Annotated in this window: 8 protein-coding genes; 7 read left to right on the forward strand and 1 reads right to left on the reverse strand. The window is 45.7% G+C overall.

All coding sequences use genetic code 11. From position 1 onward, the window contains the following. The first annotated feature begins 389 nt into the window (after window positions 1-389). From P7J58_RS09920 to P7J58_RS09930, 3 genes are all read left to right on the forward strand, one after another. The gene (locus tag P7J58_RS09920) at window positions 390-7,886 is read left to right on the forward strand and encodes a ZmpA/ZmpB/ZmpC family metallo-endopeptidase (RefSeq protein WP_408556254.1); all 7,497 of its coding nucleotides are present in this window, start codon (window positions 390-392) and stop codon (window positions 7,884-7,886) included. Window positions 7,887-8,253: 367 nt separating this feature from the next. Next, on the forward strand, window positions 8,254-9,276 hold the full coding sequence (locus tag P7J58_RS09925; RefSeq protein WP_408556253.1) for a PhoH family protein: 1,023 nt from the start codon (window positions 8,254-8,256) through the stop codon (window positions 9,274-9,276). A 60-nt stretch (window positions 9,277-9,336) separates the two neighbouring features. Continuing rightward, complete coding sequence (locus tag P7J58_RS09930; protein ID WP_408556252.1) at window positions 9,337-11,352, forward strand: M13 family metallopeptidase; 2,016 nt, start codon at window positions 9,337-9,339, stop codon at window positions 11,350-11,352. Between the two features lie 129 nt (window positions 11,353-11,481). On the opposite strand, the gene P7J58_RS09935 is transcribed toward P7J58_RS09930, so the two are convergent. Further along, a complete protein-coding gene (locus P7J58_RS09935) occupies window positions 11,482-12,117 on the reverse strand; it encodes an MBL fold metallo-hydrolase (RefSeq protein ID WP_029944371.1) in 636 nt (211 codons plus the stop codon). 108 nt (window positions 12,118-12,225) lie between these two features. Between P7J58_RS09935 and P7J58_RS09940 the strand changes: the two genes are divergently transcribed. From P7J58_RS09940 to proC, 4 genes are all read left to right on the forward strand, one after another. Further along, the gene (locus P7J58_RS09940) at window positions 12,226-14,694 is read left to right on the forward strand and encodes a bifunctional DnaQ family exonuclease/ATP-dependent helicase (RefSeq protein ID WP_408556251.1); all 2,469 of its coding nucleotides are present in this window, start codon (window positions 12,226-12,228) and stop codon (window positions 14,692-14,694) included. Between the two features lie 148 nt (window positions 14,695-14,842). Further along, window positions 14,843-15,919 (forward strand): glutamate 5-kinase, encoded by a 1,077-nt coding sequence (proB, locus tag P7J58_RS09945; protein WP_408556250.1) that lies wholly within the window; start codon window positions 14,843-14,845, stop codon window positions 15,917-15,919. Window positions 15,920-15,983: 64 nt separating this feature from the next. Beyond that, on the forward strand, window positions 15,984-17,222 hold the full coding sequence (locus tag P7J58_RS09950; protein WP_408556249.1) for a glutamate-5-semialdehyde dehydrogenase: 1,239 nt from the start codon (window positions 15,984-15,986) through the stop codon (window positions 17,220-17,222). A gap of 9 nt (window positions 17,223-17,231) precedes the next feature. After that, entirely contained in the window at window positions 17,232-18,017 is a 786-nt protein-coding gene (proC, locus tag P7J58_RS09955) for a pyrroline-5-carboxylate reductase (RefSeq protein ID WP_408556248.1), read from the forward strand. The last annotated feature ends 110 nt before the right edge of the window (window positions 18,018-18,127 follow it).

Consider the following 18,127-nt stretch of genomic DNA (forward strand, 5'->3'; position numbering starts at 1 on the left):
CAAAAAATACTTAAAAAATCCAATTCTATCAAGCGATTGAAGCGGATCGTGGAAAAATAAAGTGATAAAGTCGGGAATGGGATGATTTATCAAAGTGATTTTAAAATACTAGACTTTAACACCTTTTAAAGATATCAATTATGATATAATAATAGTCGTGCATTTAGTTTTTAAGGATAGGTTATCATTTGGACTGGTTTTTATTATTGCGATGATTGTCAGTTATAGTGGAGATTTTCAGCTTATCTACTCTCAGGTAAGAAGTTGTAATTTGAAGATTACCTTTGGGATTTTCCGCTTCCTATTTTCATCGAAGGTTGAAATAGCCTAAAAATCGTTACCTTTTATCAAAAGCAAATGAAAAACTGCAAAGGAGGAATTTTGTAGAAATGAAAGAATACCGAAATTCGATATTTTCCATACGAAAATTATCCATCGGTGTGGTCTCGCTCTGTATTGGTACAGGTTTGTTCTTGTCTAGTTTGACGGGCTTGCAGGTAGAAGCCAGTGAGCGAATTGCGACAGTCGATCAGGAAATCCGTTTTCACTATCTTTTGGAAGAGGAATTGAGTCCTGAGGAGAAGAGTAGGATTGTCCAGCAATTGCCAAAGGACTTGCGAAAAGAAGCGACTTATTTTTTGGTTTATCGACCACAGTCTCCTAAAGTTTTACCAGCGACGGGTGAGGTTGTTTCCCATGCAGCAGCCTGGTTGGCGGCTGGATTTTTGGTGATTGCTGTTCAGGCTATCGGCTCCAAGAAATCAAGAGTAGTTAGTTTGCTCTATATCACTATGGCTGGTTCTGCCTTGCCGCTCTTACAAGTGTATGCCCTCCAGAGTCATGCCCTTGCTCACTTCAATCAAACGGTGACGGTCAAGGCAGGAGACTTGCTTCCAGATGGTAAGTTGGAACTAACTTCCTATGATTTTGTAGGTTATATCGTAGAAGATGGGAAAGTTGATCAAACGGTTTTGAGTGAACAGGCAGTTGAACAAGTAACTAAACAACCGCAAATTCTTGATAGCTCTCATTCAAATCAGACAGTATTACCAGAAAAAGCACCTGTGTCAGAACAAGTGCAGACTGAAGAAACAGGTTTACAGCTTGTTACCAGATATCGTGAGGAAAAGATTCCGCTAGAAATCGAACGACTTGATGTAGAGGATCCGAATCTAGCACTTGGTGAGACGCGATTGGAAGCTGGTCAGGCTGGCTATCGGATTCAGCGTTATGAGGAAAAGTGGTTGGGCGACCAATTGCAGTCTAGTCACTTAATGGAAACCCAAGAAGTAGTTGGCAAACCAGAAATTCTCTATCGAGGAACAAAAACAACAATTGTGCAAGAAGAGGTTAGCCAAGTTCCAAGCGACAGTCCACAAGCCACACCGCCAGTCCGCTTGGATTTCCAATTGAAGGAGCGAGTGGACCGTCAGGTTTTGTCCATTCCAGAGGAGCGGATTGAAACAGATCGTTTGGCTCAGGGTGAGACTGAGGTAGAAGAGGGTAGAGAAGGACTGCTAGAGATTACCTATCAGGATGTGATAGTAGCAGGTCAAGTTATTGCCAGCAACGAACTTCATCGACAAGAAACCTCCCCAATCAGCCGTAAGGTATATGTGGGGACCCGTGAGAAAGAAGAAGTTCCTGAACCTCCAATAGAGACCCTCATTCCAAGCGACAGTCCACAAGCCACACCGCCAGTCCGCTTGGATTTCCAATTGAAAGAGCGAGTGGACCGTCAGGTCTTGTCTATTCCAGAGGAGCGGATTGAAACAGATCGTTTGGCTCAGGGTGAGACTGAGGTAGAAGAGGGTAGAGAAGGACTGCTAGAGATTACCTATCAGGATGTGGTAGTAGCAGGTCAAGTTATTGCCAGCAATGAACTTCATCGACAAGAAACCTCCCCAATCAGCCGTAAGGTATATGTGGGAACCCGTGTGGATTCCAAGGAAGTCCCTCCACTCACGCACAGTCTCCCGTCTGCGACCTTAGTCAGTGAAGAAGTTGCCATTCCTTTTGATAGAATAGAGTCAGAAGATCCCGATATGGCCCAAGGTACTAGCCGTGTGGAACCGGGTCAGGATGGTCTAGCCCTGGTTACCTATGCAGACTTGAATGGTGTTCGCACTCTCTTAACTAGTGAGGAAATCAAACCAGCCAAATCAGAGGTGACCTACCGTGGCAGTCGTGTGGATTCCAAGGAAGTTGCTCCACTTAAGCACAGTCTTCCGTCTGCTACCTTAATCAGTGAAGAAGTTGCCATTCCTTTTGATAGAATAGAGTTAGAAGATCCCGATATGGCCCAAGGTACTAGCCGTGTGGAACCGGGTCAGGATGGTCTAGCCCTGGTTACCTATGCAGACTTGAATGGTGTTCGCACTCTCTTAACCAGTGAGGAAATCAAACCAGCCAAATCAGAAGTGACCTACCGTGGCAGTCGTGTGGAAGAGGTTGTTGAGGAAGAAATTCCACTTGTGGAAAGAATCATTGAGCTCGCTGACCAATACACAGATTATATATGGGTAGAGCAGACCGGATATCCTGGACTGAGAAGGAGAATTTCTCATAATGGTCAAGTCATTAGCGAAGAAGTAGAGCCAGGTCAGGAAAGAATTATCCACAAGGGCATCAAGCCGATTGAAGGCAGTTTGATTGAGGAAGAATCGCGTTCAATTGCCTTCAGCACCATTTATCAGGCTGATCCAGAATTGGAGTTTGGACGGAGAGAAGAGTTTGAAGGTCAATCGGGTCAAGAGGTTATTGCCATCACCTATCGGACCATCAAAGGACAAAAAACAGTGGAGCTAGGTAGAGAACGAATCGAGTATACTCCGCCTGTGAATAAGCTAATCCGAGTGGGAACCAAGTCTACCGAGGAGGTCATCAGTGAATCTCTGCCTACACGATATGAAGCAGACGAGACAGCTCTAGTTGGTCAAGAGAGTCCTGTCTCAAGTGGTAGGGAAAAAGTAACCGTTTATCAGATTACCTATACTGTTGATGAAGAGACCGGAATTGTGACCAGTCATCGAGGTCAGGGCCAGATCCGTGAAACAGGTGAAGCTCCCTTGATTCGAAAAGGAACGAAGCCGACTATTGAAACCCATCATGAACCTCTGCCAGTTCACTACCAAGCTGACACCAGTCTCCTAATCACCAGCGAACCTGTCCGTCAAGAAGGTCGAGACAAGCTGACTATCATCACCACCACCTACACCCTCAATTCAAGCACGGGAGAAGTCACGGCCAATGAGCCAGTCCGTGAAGTGACGGACGAGGGAGCAGCAACGATTGTCCGAGTTGGTGCCCAGCCGACCGTCCGTGAGGAAAGTCAGAGTCTTCCAACTATTTACAGGGCAAGAGAAGACAAGGAACCGCCTTATCGAGAAGAGGTCGTTCAAGGGCACGCCCGTCGTATCCGCTACCAAACAAACTATGTGGTCGACCCGCAAACAGGTAACCGCACAGCCCAGGAAGAAGTCCAAACCGAGTTGACTCCGGGTCGAGCAGCAGAGGTTGAAGTCGGAACCAAAGCGACTCTTGTAAGGGAAAACATTCAGCACCGAATTATCCGTCAAGACGATATGGATTTACCAATTGGAGAGGAAGTTGCAGGTCCAGTTGGGCAGGATGGTAGCATTACACGAACAACTTCCTATCGCTTAGATGAAAGGACAGGTCAGCTTGAAACTCTTCCTGTTCAAGTCGAAGAAATTCCAGCCATCGACCAGGTGATTCGAGTGGGTAAAAAAGTGGTAGAAGAGCCAGCGCAACCGCTGGAAAAACCAAGTGTAGTTCTAGGTACGGACACTCATCCAGCAGGGCTGGTTGTAAATGAAAATGCCCGAAGTGCAGCTATTTTCTACCGTGTGACCGACCCAGATAAGACTCTGGAATCTGTCCAATTGGCCATTTACGATGGAGACAGACTTGTTAAGACCATTGAACAAACCACTGATTTTACAGCTGAAAATCAGATTCAGGTATCAGACTTACAAGCCTATACATCCTATCAGGCTCGGCTATCCTTCCGCTATCAAAGTCCAGACGGCGAGCGAGAAGAGGAAGTTGTTTCCTCTCTACCATTTGAACTGAGTCCTAAAGCCATTGAATTGAACAGGGTCAGCCAGAGGGACTTGTTCTATCGCAATCAACAGGGAGAATTGAAGCAGGTAACAGGCCTTTTCCAAGAGCCAAGTGACCTATCAGGCTACTTTGTTCGCTATCAGACAGGTGATCAGAAAGAATTCCTCTGGGAAGTCCAGTCTATTCAGGATAGAGGAGATCAGTTTGAAGTATCTATCAGCTTGCCAAAATTAGTTCAGGCAAGAAATCGAGCTGATGCCAACCAGCTAGAAGCCTTGGATCGGTTCAGCATTCCTAAAATTCAATTAGCTGAAGGAACTTATGCGGACTTTGACCAGCTTGTTGAAGCCATGCGAGAGAATCCGAGAGGCAACTTTAAATTGGCGGCAGATTTGGTAGCCAGTCCAAGTTCTACGGGTGCCTATGTTGAGAACTTTAGTGGCCGTTTGGAAGGATTAGACGGCAAGACCTTCCGTATCCTCCAGCTGACCAAGCCACTGTTCCAAAATATAACCGGAGCTCAGATTGAACATATCCTCCTTGAAAATGTAGCCTTGGAGGGTGGGGATTGGCCTACGGCAGCCCTGGCAGTTACCGCAACCAATAGCCAAATTCGTGATGTCCATGTGACTGGCCGAGTACAATCCTATGCAGGAGCAGCAGGACTTGTCTATAACGCCAATGCCAGTCAGTTTGAGTCGGTTTCCTTCAAGGGAGAACTAGTACTGAGTGAACACCGAACGGGAAATCAGATTACTTCTGGTGGTTTGATTGGTAAATTGATGTCAGGTAGTGCCTTGCGCAAGGCCTATGTCAATCTGACCTCGACCTTCACTCCACGACTGTCCATGCAAGATCAACTGGGAGCAGTTGTAGGTTATGCTCTGCTTTCCACTATCGATTCCGTCTTTGTGGAAGGGCAGGTTGAGAAAACGACTTCAGGCGGTACACTTGCAGGAATTGGTACGGGAGGATACGGCGTCACCGTTTCTAACCTTGCTTCTGCCCTAGCCTTGCCAGAAGAGGGCTTCTATTCTGGTTTACGGACCATCCTTCCTTTCCAACTCAACCTTCAGGAAGGTCAAGCGACAGGTAGGACGGGAGATAATCTACAAATTAGCTGGAAATCAACAGAGGAAATCCAGCAGTTCCTCAGAGAACGAGGTCTGGATCTACTTGTTAATCCGCCTCAGTCAGCAGGAAGTGCTGAGAATTTGGCTCCGTCATCACAGCCTGATTACCACCTTCTACGAAATGGTCGGGAAGATCGGAAGATTGCCTATGAAAATATGTCCAAGTTACTGCCTTTCTATGACCGTCATACCATTGTCAGATTGGGCAACCAGCTGGCAGATGATTCCTTATTTGCGACCAAGAGCATTCAGTCCATCCTGGCTCTCAAAGATAGGGAGGTGGTATCAGACTTTTCTGACCGACCTGATCAGGTTAACAAACTCTTGGTGCATTTCACAGACCAGGATGTTCAGCTATTTGACCTGACCTATCAAGGAGCCTTTGATCAAACAGGCGTCTTGGAATACCAGTTTGGAGAAAACTTGCTCTTCACCCCATATCAATGGGTGACTGGTGCTACAAGTTCTTCCATACTCTCGACTTTGCGTAGCTCTTTTGAAAGTCTGGATGTTGAGTCGGAGGCCTATGCCCAGAAGACTAGAATGGACGATTACCTACAGGAGCTCCGCTTTACCCGAGGCAATCCAAATCTGGTCATTTCCATGAAACAACTCTACCTCAAGCATAGCCAGCAGCAGTTGAAAGACCAGCTAGAGAAGGAACTCCGGTCTCTGATTGCTAGTCAATGGGTGACTGGTCAGCCTTCCGCTGCTATTGAAGGCTACATCCAAGAGGAAATCGAAAAGCACAAGGAGTCCATCTGGCTAGCCTTGACTTACTTGGCACGCTACTATGCTATCGACTACGACAGGCTCAATACACGCAATCTGGCGACCTACCATCCAAACTTCTATGGACAAAACCTGTCTACCTTGGATTGGTTGAAGCAGGTGGGCGAGTTAACCTATAAAGACTTGGCTCCGTTTAGAGCACCTCAAACCTTTGAAAGTCTTTTTGAGAAACAGTTGGCACAGCCAAGCAACCTGTTTGACTACCTAGAGTTAAACCGTCGCCTCTTCTCACCAGAACAAACTGATGCGGCTTGGTTCAAGCAGTCCAGCAAGGCCTTTATGCATGAGGAGGCAAGTGCGAGCCGACCAGACCAGCCTGTGCAGGTTTACGACCAGTTGAAAGGCCATAGCGACTACCACCGCTATGTCTTGCCACTGCTCAATCTACCGGAGGAAGACCAGGTTTACCTAGTTTCCCTGGCAAATGTCCTGGTCTTTGGCAGCTATGGTCGCTATGTCGACCACCAGTTGCAGCAGACGCAACCAACTGCTTACAAGGCTAAAGTTAAAGAAATCCAAGAACAAGCTATTCCAAAACACGCTCGCATTTGGAACAACTACATGGACTTCATCAAGTCCCTAGTCTCTCCAGAAGCCCGCCAGTCTATCGAATCCAAGTTGATTACCGTCCGTGAGGGCTACAATATCAAGGATGCGAGTGGTAAACCGTTAGCTGAGACAAATGATCGTCGTCGTTGGGCAGCGGAATTTGGCGATTCCTACCGACCAATTGATGATTTCTTCGGACCGACAGAACTTTACTACGGCACCTTTAACAAGTCAGGGGCAGCAGACTTTGAGTTCAAGAAGTACATCATCTATGGCAATGCGGACCTGCTAACTCCTACGGGAAATTCAACCTTCACCCATGAGATGACCCACATTCTCGAAGACCAAATCCTGAATCTCGCAGGAAGACGGCAGGGTCAAGAGTCAGAATCCTATGCTATGGGTCTCTTGCAGTCTATCGCTTCTTCCAATGCCTACTATTACGGTTTCAATCTGACAGAGGAATTGGATAGCCGTGCCAGTCACAACTCTAGCCCAAGCCGTCTGACCAGTAAGGAAGACTTGAAAGACTACCTCAAGGGCTCCTTTGACACTACCTACTTCCTGGATGCTCTGGAAGCAGAAGAACTTCTGAAGCTACCAAAAGCTCAGCAGCAGACTCTCTTGCGTAGGATCGAACTAGAGCTTGGAACAGCTTACTCTAAAAATGGACAGACCTATCGCGATGCCCATGACAAGATTAGGAATCTAAGCCAGGAAGAGTGGCAGAACATCCAGCTGACCAAGGTGGAAGATCTGGTTACCCACAATCTCCAGTTGGCCAATACCATCAACAATGTCGGTATCTATCTCAGAGACAACGATGAGAATTACTATTTTGTACCTCTCTACTACCCAATTTATGCCGGCTTGCTCAACAATCAAGGTACGGTTGGAGGACTTCAGTTCCGCCGAACAGCCCTGGAACTTTTGGCCGAAAAAGGTTGGGATCAAGGATTCCTGCCATATGTCAGCAACAAATTGGCTCAGGAGGCTCAGGCCAATGGCAGAGCTTTGACAGATAGCTATATCTGGGAAAAGATTATGCCTGACTATCAAGATTATGCTAGCTTCAAGAAGGCCCGCTATCAGACCAGCCTGAGCCAGAAAAATGCCATGAAACCGATCCAGATACACTGGAACGGCAGACAGTATGACCTGCAAAATGGTCAAGCCATCCAAGACCTGATGAGAGCAGCTATTAAGGCAGATGTGGCCAATCCAGGAACCAGCTTTAAGCGTCAGCAACTTAAGGAAGTCCTTTATAAAGCCTTTCATGAAGCAAGTCAAGAATTTAGGGAAAGTATTTTCTTGCCAGCTTCTTAAAGGATTTTCTGTAGGGGTACGGTCTAGAAAACCAGAAAAGATAATAAGGATTCCTAAAATACTTGCATTTTTTCGGGGGGGGTATAATATATATTCAGGATAGGATTTGTCCTGATAAGCCGTTTGGATTCTTGCTACTGGAATAACTTGATGATTTCAGTACAGTATCTGAGAAAACGGTGATACAACAGGAAACCAAACTTCCCTTCCTTTCTTAATTATTCTACACCCCACATAGAAAATTCAAGTTTGGTCTTTCTAAAACAGTGAATGTTCGCCATATTCACTGTTTTTCTTTTTACCTCGAAAATTCAGTTGGTGGAAAATTTTGGTATAATAATAGAAAAACTACCAAAGGAGAAGTTTCTTGCTAGAACATTCGATTGATATTCACTTAAAACATCCAGATGATCTATTTAGCCTTTTTGGGTCCAATGAACGCCATCTGAGATTGATGGAACAGGAACTAGGTGTGGTTATTCATGCACGGACGGAAAAAGTTCAAGTGATTGGGCAAGAAGAGCATGTCGAACAGGCTCGTTTGGTTATCCAGTCCCTATTGGTTTTGGTCAATCGGGGCTTGATCATCAATACGCCTGATGTGGTCACGGCTATTTCTATGGTCAAAAATGATGAGATTGAGAAATTCGTTGCCCTCTACGAAGAAGAAATTATCAAGGACAACTACGGCAAACCCATTCGCGTAAAGACCCTTGGACAAAAACTCTACGTGGACAGCGTAAAGCGTCATGACATCGTGTTTGGAATTGGACCAGCTGGTACTGGTAAGACCTTCTTGGCGGTTACTCTAGCTGTAACAGCCCTCAAGCGGGGACAGGTCAAGCGGATTGTCCTAACCCGTCCTGCGGTCGAGGCGGGCGAAAGTTTAGGCTTTTTGCCAGGGGACCTAAAAGAAAAAGTAGACCCCTATTTGCGTCCTGTCTATGATGCCCTCTATCAGATTTTGGGCAAGGAGCAGACCACGCGCCTAATGGAGCGGGAGATCATCGAGATTGCACCGCTGGCCTATATGCGTGGTCGGACCTTGGAAGATGCCTTTGTCATCTTAGATGAGGCACAGAATACCACCATTATGCAGATGAAGATGTTCCTGACTCGTCTGGGCTTTAATTCCAAGATGATTGTCAATGGGGACATTAGCCAGATTGACCTGCCACGCAAGGTTAAGTCAGGTTTGATTGATGCGACGGAGAAGTTGAGCAACATTCCGCAGATTGATTTCGTGCATTTTTCAGCCAAGGATGTGGTTCGTCACCCAGTCGTTGCCCAGATTATCAATGCCTACGAACAGGAGGCTCTGGCAGCTGATAGCCGAGCAAGTTTTGAGACGATTGGGGAGCTGAAGAAAGAGCAAGATGCGGAGGAGTAATTATTTTCTGCTTCTTTGCCTGTCGAAATAGTTTGTAGAAAACAAGTGAGGGAGTGACGCGTGATAAAACAAGGTCTACTGAGATTGGTTTTACTTGGTTTAGTCTGTCTCTTAGCTGCCTGTGGTGGTCAGAAAATAGGAGATGACCAAACACAAGTTGAAAAAGCAGAACCGACTATCCAAACTAATTTTTATCAAGCTATAAATAGGGACTGGTTAAATGGTGGCTGGTTATCAAGTGGCACAGCTTTCTACAATGAGTTTACAAGATTACAAATGGAAGTCGATGAGCAATTAAAATCGGATTTTGACAAAATGGTAGCTGGTCAGCTAGAGCCTCAGTCTGAGGATTTAGTAGAATTTATCAAGTTGTATCAGCAAGGTCTTGATTTTACCAAAAGGGAAGAAGATGGTGTCAGAGTAGCTAGCATGATACTGGATGAAATGATGGGAATTACTTCGTTTTCCGAGCTGAAATCGCTTAGTCAAGATTGGATTCGTAAGGACTATCCATTGCCCTATGGTCTTGATGTGATTGCCAATCCACGAAACACATCTGAAAGAATGCTGATCTTACTACCACCTCAGACGATTCTACCAGATATGTCCTACTATGAAGACAGGACTGTTCGTGAGAAACTCATGGATTCATACCGTATATCTGCGAGACATATTTTGGAAAAATGTGGCTACTCAGACCAGGAGGCCATTGCTTTGGTTGAAGGAGCCATTACTTTTGACAATCGACTCGTTGGCACTCTACCAGCTAGTGAGAATGTGTATAGTGATTGGGGACCTGTGAACGCAGAAGAACTTAGAACATTCTCAGAGGTCAAAAACTACTCTCCAACTTTATCAATTGGAGAACAATTAGTAGGACTGGTGGGCTTGGAACCGAAGGAAGTTTATGTTTCTACTCCAAGCTACTTTGAACAATTATCCCAAATTGTCAAGGAAGAAAATTTCTCAGAATATCGATCATGGGCTTTGGTTAGTCAAGCAATGAAACTAGCCCCCTATTTGACTGGGGAAATCATGCAGACAGCAGGGAGATTTCATGCAGAAGTCCAAGGACTTTCAGCCTCCTATCCGAATGATTACACGACTTATCTGGATGTGACTGGAATGTTCAAGGAAAGTTTGGGTGTTTATTATGGTCATAACTATGCCGATGAAACGGACTTACTTGCCATTCAGGAAATGGCTGAGGCAATCTCTAGGACTTATCAAGAAAGGATTCTAGCCAATAAATGGCTCAGTCAAGCCACCAAGCAAGCCGCAATTAAAAAATTAGAAAATATCACTTATCATATCGGCTATCCAAGGGAGTTGAGCGACTGGACCAAGTCATTAAAGGTGCGTGAAGACTTGTCTTATATTGAAAATGTTTTGGCTATTACGATTCAAGCTAGAACAGGTGTTTTCGAGCGTTATAGTCAGCCAATAGATAGACAAACTTGGGCTAGCAATGTATCGGCAAGTGAAGTAACAGCCGCCTATGCTCCTAGTCAGAATGCTATTTATATTCCGACGGCTATTTTACAAGCTCCCTATTATGACAAAAATCAATCTGTAGCCGAGAATTATGGCGGGATTGGCAAAATTATCGCTCATGAGTTTGTTCATGCCTTTGATGCCACAGGAGCAAATTTTGATGAGACTGGTAGTCTAAAAGACTGGTGGATAGAGCGAGATAGACTAGCGTTTGAAGAAAAAAATCAAGCCCTAGTAGACTTGTTTGATGGTCTGGAAGTTTATGGTGGTAGAATAAATGGGCAACTGACTCTATCTGAAAATCTTGCGGATTTGGGAGGAATACAGATTGCCTTGGCTACGCTCAAAAAAGAAGAACCGTCAGCAAATCTAAAAGAATTTTTTGAGCACTATGCCCGTAGCCGTCGAGAAATGGTTGCGGTTGATTATGGCCTTTATCAACTTCAGGTAGACACACATTCTCCTGAGGAATTTCGGGTCAATCTCCAATTACAGCAAATAGATGATTTTTATGTAGTCTACACTATTCAAAATGAAGACCCCATGTATAGGGCACCCGAAGAGAGAATAGTTATTTGGTAAAGGAAAGGTAGCAATCTATGATGGGCTCACCTATTCCAAAATGTATGTTGAGAATGCAGAATGATTTATGACTATTTCCAATTATATAAAAACCTGTCTAGATTTCATTGAACTAGACAGGTTTTCTTGTCATCTAAAAAATGGATTAAAATTTTTCTCATGTCCAACGCTGGTATTTTGACCATGACCTGGATGGACAGTATAGTGGTTTGGCAGGGTAAAGATATGTTCTCTGATACCAGTAATTAGGTCATCAAAGTTGCTGGTTGGCAGGTCTGTGCGTCCCACAGTTTCACGGAAAAGTGCGTCTCCAGTGATAACGGCTTCGGCTACTGGAAAGATAAAGGATACGCCACCGATAGAATGACCTGGCGTCGGTACAACCTTGAAATGAAAACCGTCAAACTGATAGTCTTCTTGGTATTGGAAGATGTTTTCAGCAGGTCGGCAGACCACATTTTCCATATCATCATGACGAGGTAGACCTGACAGATTCATCTCTGGTGTGTAGAGCCAGCTGGCTTCACTTTCAGCCACATAGACAGGTGGAAAATCGTAGCTTTCACGCAGGATGTCCAAACTCATAATATGGTCATAGTGAGTGTGAGTCAGGAGAATAGCCGAAATTGGTTTTCCGATTTTTTCGATAGTTGCTTGAATTTTTGTCCAGTCACTCCCAGGGTCAATGATAATCAGATGGGTATCATTTTCAAGGTAGTAGGTATTTTGAAAAGCGACAGGGTTGACAGATTTATGAATAAGCATGGCATTTCTCCTCACAGAAACAGTTTTTATATTAGTAGTCTAACAAAAAATTCCAACGACTTCATGGAATTTGTTTGGAGCTTTTTCCATGAGAGGGAATATGCTATAATGAACAGTATGAAAGACACAAGAACAAGCAATCGGTATGCCGTTGTGGATTTGGAAGCAACTGGTACAGGAGCCGATGCAAAAATCATTCAAATCGGGATTGTTCTGGTTGAAAACGGAGAAATCATTGACAGTTACGCAACGGACATCAATCCCTATGAGCTACTGGATGACCATATCAAGAATCTGACAGGTATCACAGACCAACAGCTAAATCAGGCTCCAGATTTTGGTCAGGTAGCAAGTAGCATTTATGACATGATTGGAGATGCTATTTTTGTAGCCCATAATGTCAAATTTGATGCCAATCTCTTGGCGGAGGCCCTCTTTTTTGAAGGCTTTGAATTGCTGACTCCGCGCGTGGATACTGTGGAATTATCCCAGCTATTTTTCCCGACTTTTGAAAAATATAGTCTGGGAAATCTTGCAGAGCATTTGGACTTGGGCTTGGACCAGGCGCATACAGCTATCTCGGATGCCATGGCTACGGCGCGCTTGCTCATCAAAATTCAAGAGAAAATTAAGAGCTTACCTCAATCTATTGTTGAAAAGATTCTTGATTTGGCGGACAATCTACTCTTCGAATCCCGCCTGGTCATTGATGAAATGGTTCCTGTTCTATCAGAAACGATATCGACCAGTCTAGAAAGTATTCATGGCTTGGTCTTGAAAAAGCCAGAAAAAGACCAACCAGCCTACCATTTATCAGAAGATTTTGTGACCAATCTTGCCCTACTCGGTCTGCACGAACGCAAAAAACAAATGGCCTTTGCTCAAGTGGTTGAAAAACGACTGGCTGATGTAGAACAAGTACATTTTATACAGGCTCAGGCAGGCTTGGGCAAGACTTACGGTTATCTCTTGCCTTTACTTGCTAAGTCAGACCAGCCTCTCTTGGTGACGGTGCCGACCAAGCTCCTTCAAGAGCAGATTATGGAAAAAGAGGGGAGCAAGCTTAAAGAGATATTTCGTATCCCCGTAGTCTCTCTAAAATCACCCAAGCATTTTATCAAGTTAGACAACTACTGGAAAACCCTGCAGAGGCAGGATGATAATCGCCTAGTCAATCAATTCAAAATGCAGGTGCTTGTCTGGTTATGCGAAACCACGACAGGTGATTTGGATGAGCTTAAACAAAAACAACGCTACCAAGCTTACTTTGATGAGCTTGCCCACGATGGGAAATTGGAACCAGAAAGTCTCTTCTGGGGCTGGGATTTTTGGCAACGATTGAACCAACAAGCTCTCTCTAGTAGACTGCTCATTACCAACCACGCTTATTTTCTCAACCATCTTAAGGATCAAGATCCTCTCATGGATAAGCGTCTGGTGGTGATTGATGAAGCACAAAAGTTTCTCTTGGCTGCTGAAAATCTAGCGACGGATTCTCAGGATATAACAGCTCTTTTGCAAGTATTGCAGAGCAAAAAAGATAAGTCAGATAGTCTATTAGACCAACGGCTCTACGAATCCTGCCAGTTTGAACTTAACCACCTCTTGACCCGTTTTCGCCAGCATGGGCAGCGAGAAGTTTCAAAAGACGAACTGGGTCAAGTCAAGCAGAATCTGGCTGAGTTACAAGATGTTGACCTACAAGACCTGGACCAACTCCTTGATGTCTACGACCATTTTTGGCTGGAGGAAAAGTATCTTGAGGACAAGCGGCTTGCTTATTTGCGGGGCTCCAAGGACAGCCTCTTAAATGTGGCTAGTTACCTGCCAGATACTAAGATTTTCTGCATCAGCGCCACCTTGACCATCAGCAAAAAGGTCAGTCTGGCCGATCTACTGGGCTTTGAGCAGGTCACCATGGACTTGCTTCCCACACAAGCAGTGCCTAACCAGCAGCTACTTTTTCCGACCCATCTCCCCGACATCCTCGCTTGGACCAAGGAGGAGCATGCAGCTTATTTGGCTACTACTTTAGGAGAAATAGCAGAGCTGGGACGACCGATTTTGGTCTTGTTCACATCGATTTCTCTGCTCTTGCAGGTGTCGGATTTGTTAGAAGGCAGTAATATTCCCCACCTAGCCCAGCACAAGCATGGACAGGAAATGACCCTCAAACGAAAATTTGAACGAGGGGAAAGCCAGATTTTACTGGGAACAGGGGTATTCTGGGAGGGCGTTGACTTTGCCAGTCAGGACCAATTGATTCAGGTTATTACAAGGCTCCCATTTGACAATCCCAAGGACCGGTTTGTGCAAAAAATCAATCACCATCTGCGTGAAGAAGGGAAAAATCCATTTTATGATTACAGCCTGCCTATGATGATGATTAAGCTCAAACAAGCCATCGGTCGTACCAATCGCCATGACAAACAAGATTCACTAGTCTTGGTTTTGGACCCGCGTGTTCACACCAAACGCTATGGACAGCAAATTCTGTCCTTCTTTGAGAAAGATTATTCAATGTTAAGTGTGGATGCGAAAGAAATAGAAGGAGCTATTCAAGATTTTTTTGAATAAGTTGAAAGGGAGCCACAAGGCTTCCTTTTGTTTCCAGCGTTTTTTAATGCTACTCATATTCCCTCTCTCCTTGCCGAATAACAGTGATTTTCTTTATGATTAAAATATGGTATAATTTTCCAAATATTAGTTTTTGTGAGAAGAGATTATGACAGAAAAAACGATTGTATTTAAGGTTGGGACAAGTTCTCTGACGCAAGAAAATGGGAGTTTGGACCGTATCAAAATCGCTCGAATTACCAATCAGCTGGCTCAGTTGCATCAGAAGGGCTACCAGATTGTGCTGGTGACGTCGGGCTCGATTGCTGCTGGTTTTCGGAGATTGGGATTTGACAAGCGACCGACCAAGATTGCGGAGAAGCAGGCTTCTGCGGCTGTTGGACAAGGTTTGCTGATTGAGGAATACACGCAAAATCTAATGAAGGATAGCATTGTGTCGGCTCAGATTTTGCTGACCCAGGATGATTTTGCGGATGCTAGACGCTATCAGAATGCCTCTCAAGCCTTGCAGGTCTTGCTGAAACAACGTGCTATTCCTATTATCAACGAAAATGATACCATTGCCATTGAAGAGATTAAGGTAGGGGATAACGATACTTTATCTGCTCAGGTGGCTTCTCTCTTGAAAGCAGACCTCTTGGTGCTTTTGACGGATGTGGACGGACTTTACACTGCCAATCCTAACAGCGATCCGACTGCCCAGCATTTGCCGGAGATCAAGGAAATTACGGAAGACTTATTTGCTATGGCGGCAGGAGCTGGTTCGTCCAACGGAACAGGTGGCATGACGACAAAATTGCAGGCGGCACAGATTGCGACCAAGTCAGGCGTACCAGTCTTTATCTGCTCTTCAAAAGAGGATACGGCCCTTTTACAAGCCGTCACCCAAGCCAACCGTGGCACCCTCTTTTTAGCTGACGACCACGCCATGAACCAACGCAAGCAGTGGATGGCTTTTTACGCTCGGATAGATGCAGCAGTTGAAGTGGATGCTGGTGCGGTTGACGCCATGCTGCACCAAGGCCGCAGTTTGTTAGCTGCTGGTGTCAAAGCCCTTGAAGGAGACTTTGAAGTGGGCCAGGTCGTAGAGGTTTATAGCCAAGCAGACCATCGTTTGATTGGTAAAGGACGGGTCAAACTGTCCTCTAAAGACTTGCAGAACCAGTTGGCAAATGGCAGAGCAGAAGGCGTGTTTATTCACCGCAACGATTGGGTGAGCTTATAGTTATTCAGTTTGTCTTGATTATGTTGACGAACGAGCAAACTGAAAGACTAAATAGGAGAAATTTATGATAACAACACAAGCATTATTAGATAGTTTATTGGCCCACAAGGCTTCTATCAACCTTGCAACAACCGAACAAAAAAATCAAGCCTTGTCGGCTATGGCAGACCAGTTGGTTGCTCAGAATGAGGAGATTTTAGCTGGCAATGCCATTGATATGGAGAATGCCCAAGGCAAGATTAGCCAGGTCATGCAAGATAGATTGCTCCTAACAGCGGAGCGGATTGAAGCGATGGCAGACGGCATTCGTACCTTGATTGACTTGCCAGATCCAGTTGGTTTGACCTTAGAAGAATCCACTCGGGCAGACGGCTTGAACATTCGCAAGAAGTCCATTCCCTTTGGCTTGGTGGGAATGATTTACGAAAGCCGTCCCAATGTGACCTCGGATGCCGCTGCCCTTGCAATCAAGAGCGGAAACGCAGTCATCTTGCGTGGTGGTAAGGAAGCTTTTCACTCGGCTCAGGCCATTGTCACAGCCCTCAAGGCTGGTTTGGAAGAGGCGGGTCTTTCTCCAAAGGTCATTGAGTTGGTTCAAGACACCAGCCGTGCCTCTGCGACGGAATTGATGACTGCCAAAGGCAAGATTGACCTCTTGGTGCCACGTGGTGGTGCAGGGCTTATTCAAGCCGTCGTTGAAAATGCGACTGTGCCAGTTATCGAAACAGGCACAGGCATCTGCCATGTCTATGTGGACAAGGATGCGGACTTGGACAAGGCTTTACAAATTGTGGTCAACGCCAAAACCAGTCGTCCCTCAGTCTGTAATGCGGCGGAAGTCTTGCTAGTTCACGAAGCTATTGCCAGCCAATTCCTACCTCGCTTGGAAGAAGCTCTTTCTGGTCAGGTGGAATTACGTGCCGACAGTCAGGCCCAGGCTATTCTAAACCAATCCACACCAGCAGGCGACCAAGATTTTGACACGGAATTTCTGGACTATATCTTGGCAGTCAAAGTCGTTTCAAGTGTAGAAGAGGCTATCAGCCACATTGCTCAACACTCGACAGGGCATAGCGAGGCCATCGTGACAGAAAACAGCCAGACGGCAGATCTTTTCACGCTCCATGTGGACTCGGCAGCAGTCTATGTCAATGCCTCGACCCGCTTCACAGACGGTGGCGAGTTCGGTCTGGGCTGCGAGTTGGGCATTTCCACCCAGAAGATGCACGCCCGTGGTCCTATGGGCCTGCGGGAGATGACCACCTACAAGTACATCATCACAGGCGACGGCCACATTCGTTAGGAGGACAAGATGAAGATTGGATTTATTGGACTGGGCAACATGGGAGCGGCCCTGGCCCAAGCGGTCAGCCAGCAGCCAGATACCCAGCTTCTACTCAGCAACCACAACCCAGCAAAAGCCCAGGCACTTCAAGAGAAGGTGGGCGGTCAACTTTTTTCTAATGGGGAAATAGCAGAGCAGGCCGAGGTCATTTTCCTTGGGGTCAAGCCTCACCTGATTGAGTCCGTTTTGTCAACCTTACAGGACCAGATTAGCCAGAATCCGTCAGCTATCTGGATTTCCATGGCAGCGGGAGTGCCCCTTGATAGCCTGGCAGAATTTGTATCGGCAGATAAACTCATTCGTATCATGCCTAACACACCTGTCGCTATCGGCCAGGGCATGACAACCTATAGCTTGGTCAATCCAAAGCTCGCTCCGCTATTGGAACAAATCCTAGAAAAGTCAGGCAAGGTTCAGCAAGTGCCAGAGAGCCTGATTGACGCAGCGACGGCTATCGCAGGCTGCGGCCCTGCCTTCGTCTATCAGATGATTGAGGCCCTGACAGATGCCGGTGTGCAGAACGGGCTGACGGCTCAAGATGCTAAGGTCCTGGCGGCTCAGACCTTGGCTGGAACTGCTCAGATGGTATTAACCAGCGACAAGCACCCAGCCCAGCTGAGACAGGAAGTGACCTCGCCAGGCGGCTCGACTATCGCAGGCGTTGTGGCTCTTGAAAAAGAAGGCTTCCGTTACGCCATCATCAAGGCAGTCGCCGCCGCCCTCAAAAAGACGAGAAAATTGGGTAAAAAATAGAAGACAGCAAAAAAACGGGACTTTTAATCCCGTTTCAGATTGCAGACAAACATCGTTTTGGTGTTTGTCTTTTTTACTGTTTTTAGAGAAAAATGGCTGTTTTAATGCTG

Source organism: Streptococcus suis, from assembly GCF_046032535.1.
GTDB classification, from domain to species: Bacteria; Bacillota; Bacilli; order Lactobacillales; family Streptococcaceae; genus Streptococcus; species Streptococcus suis_AK.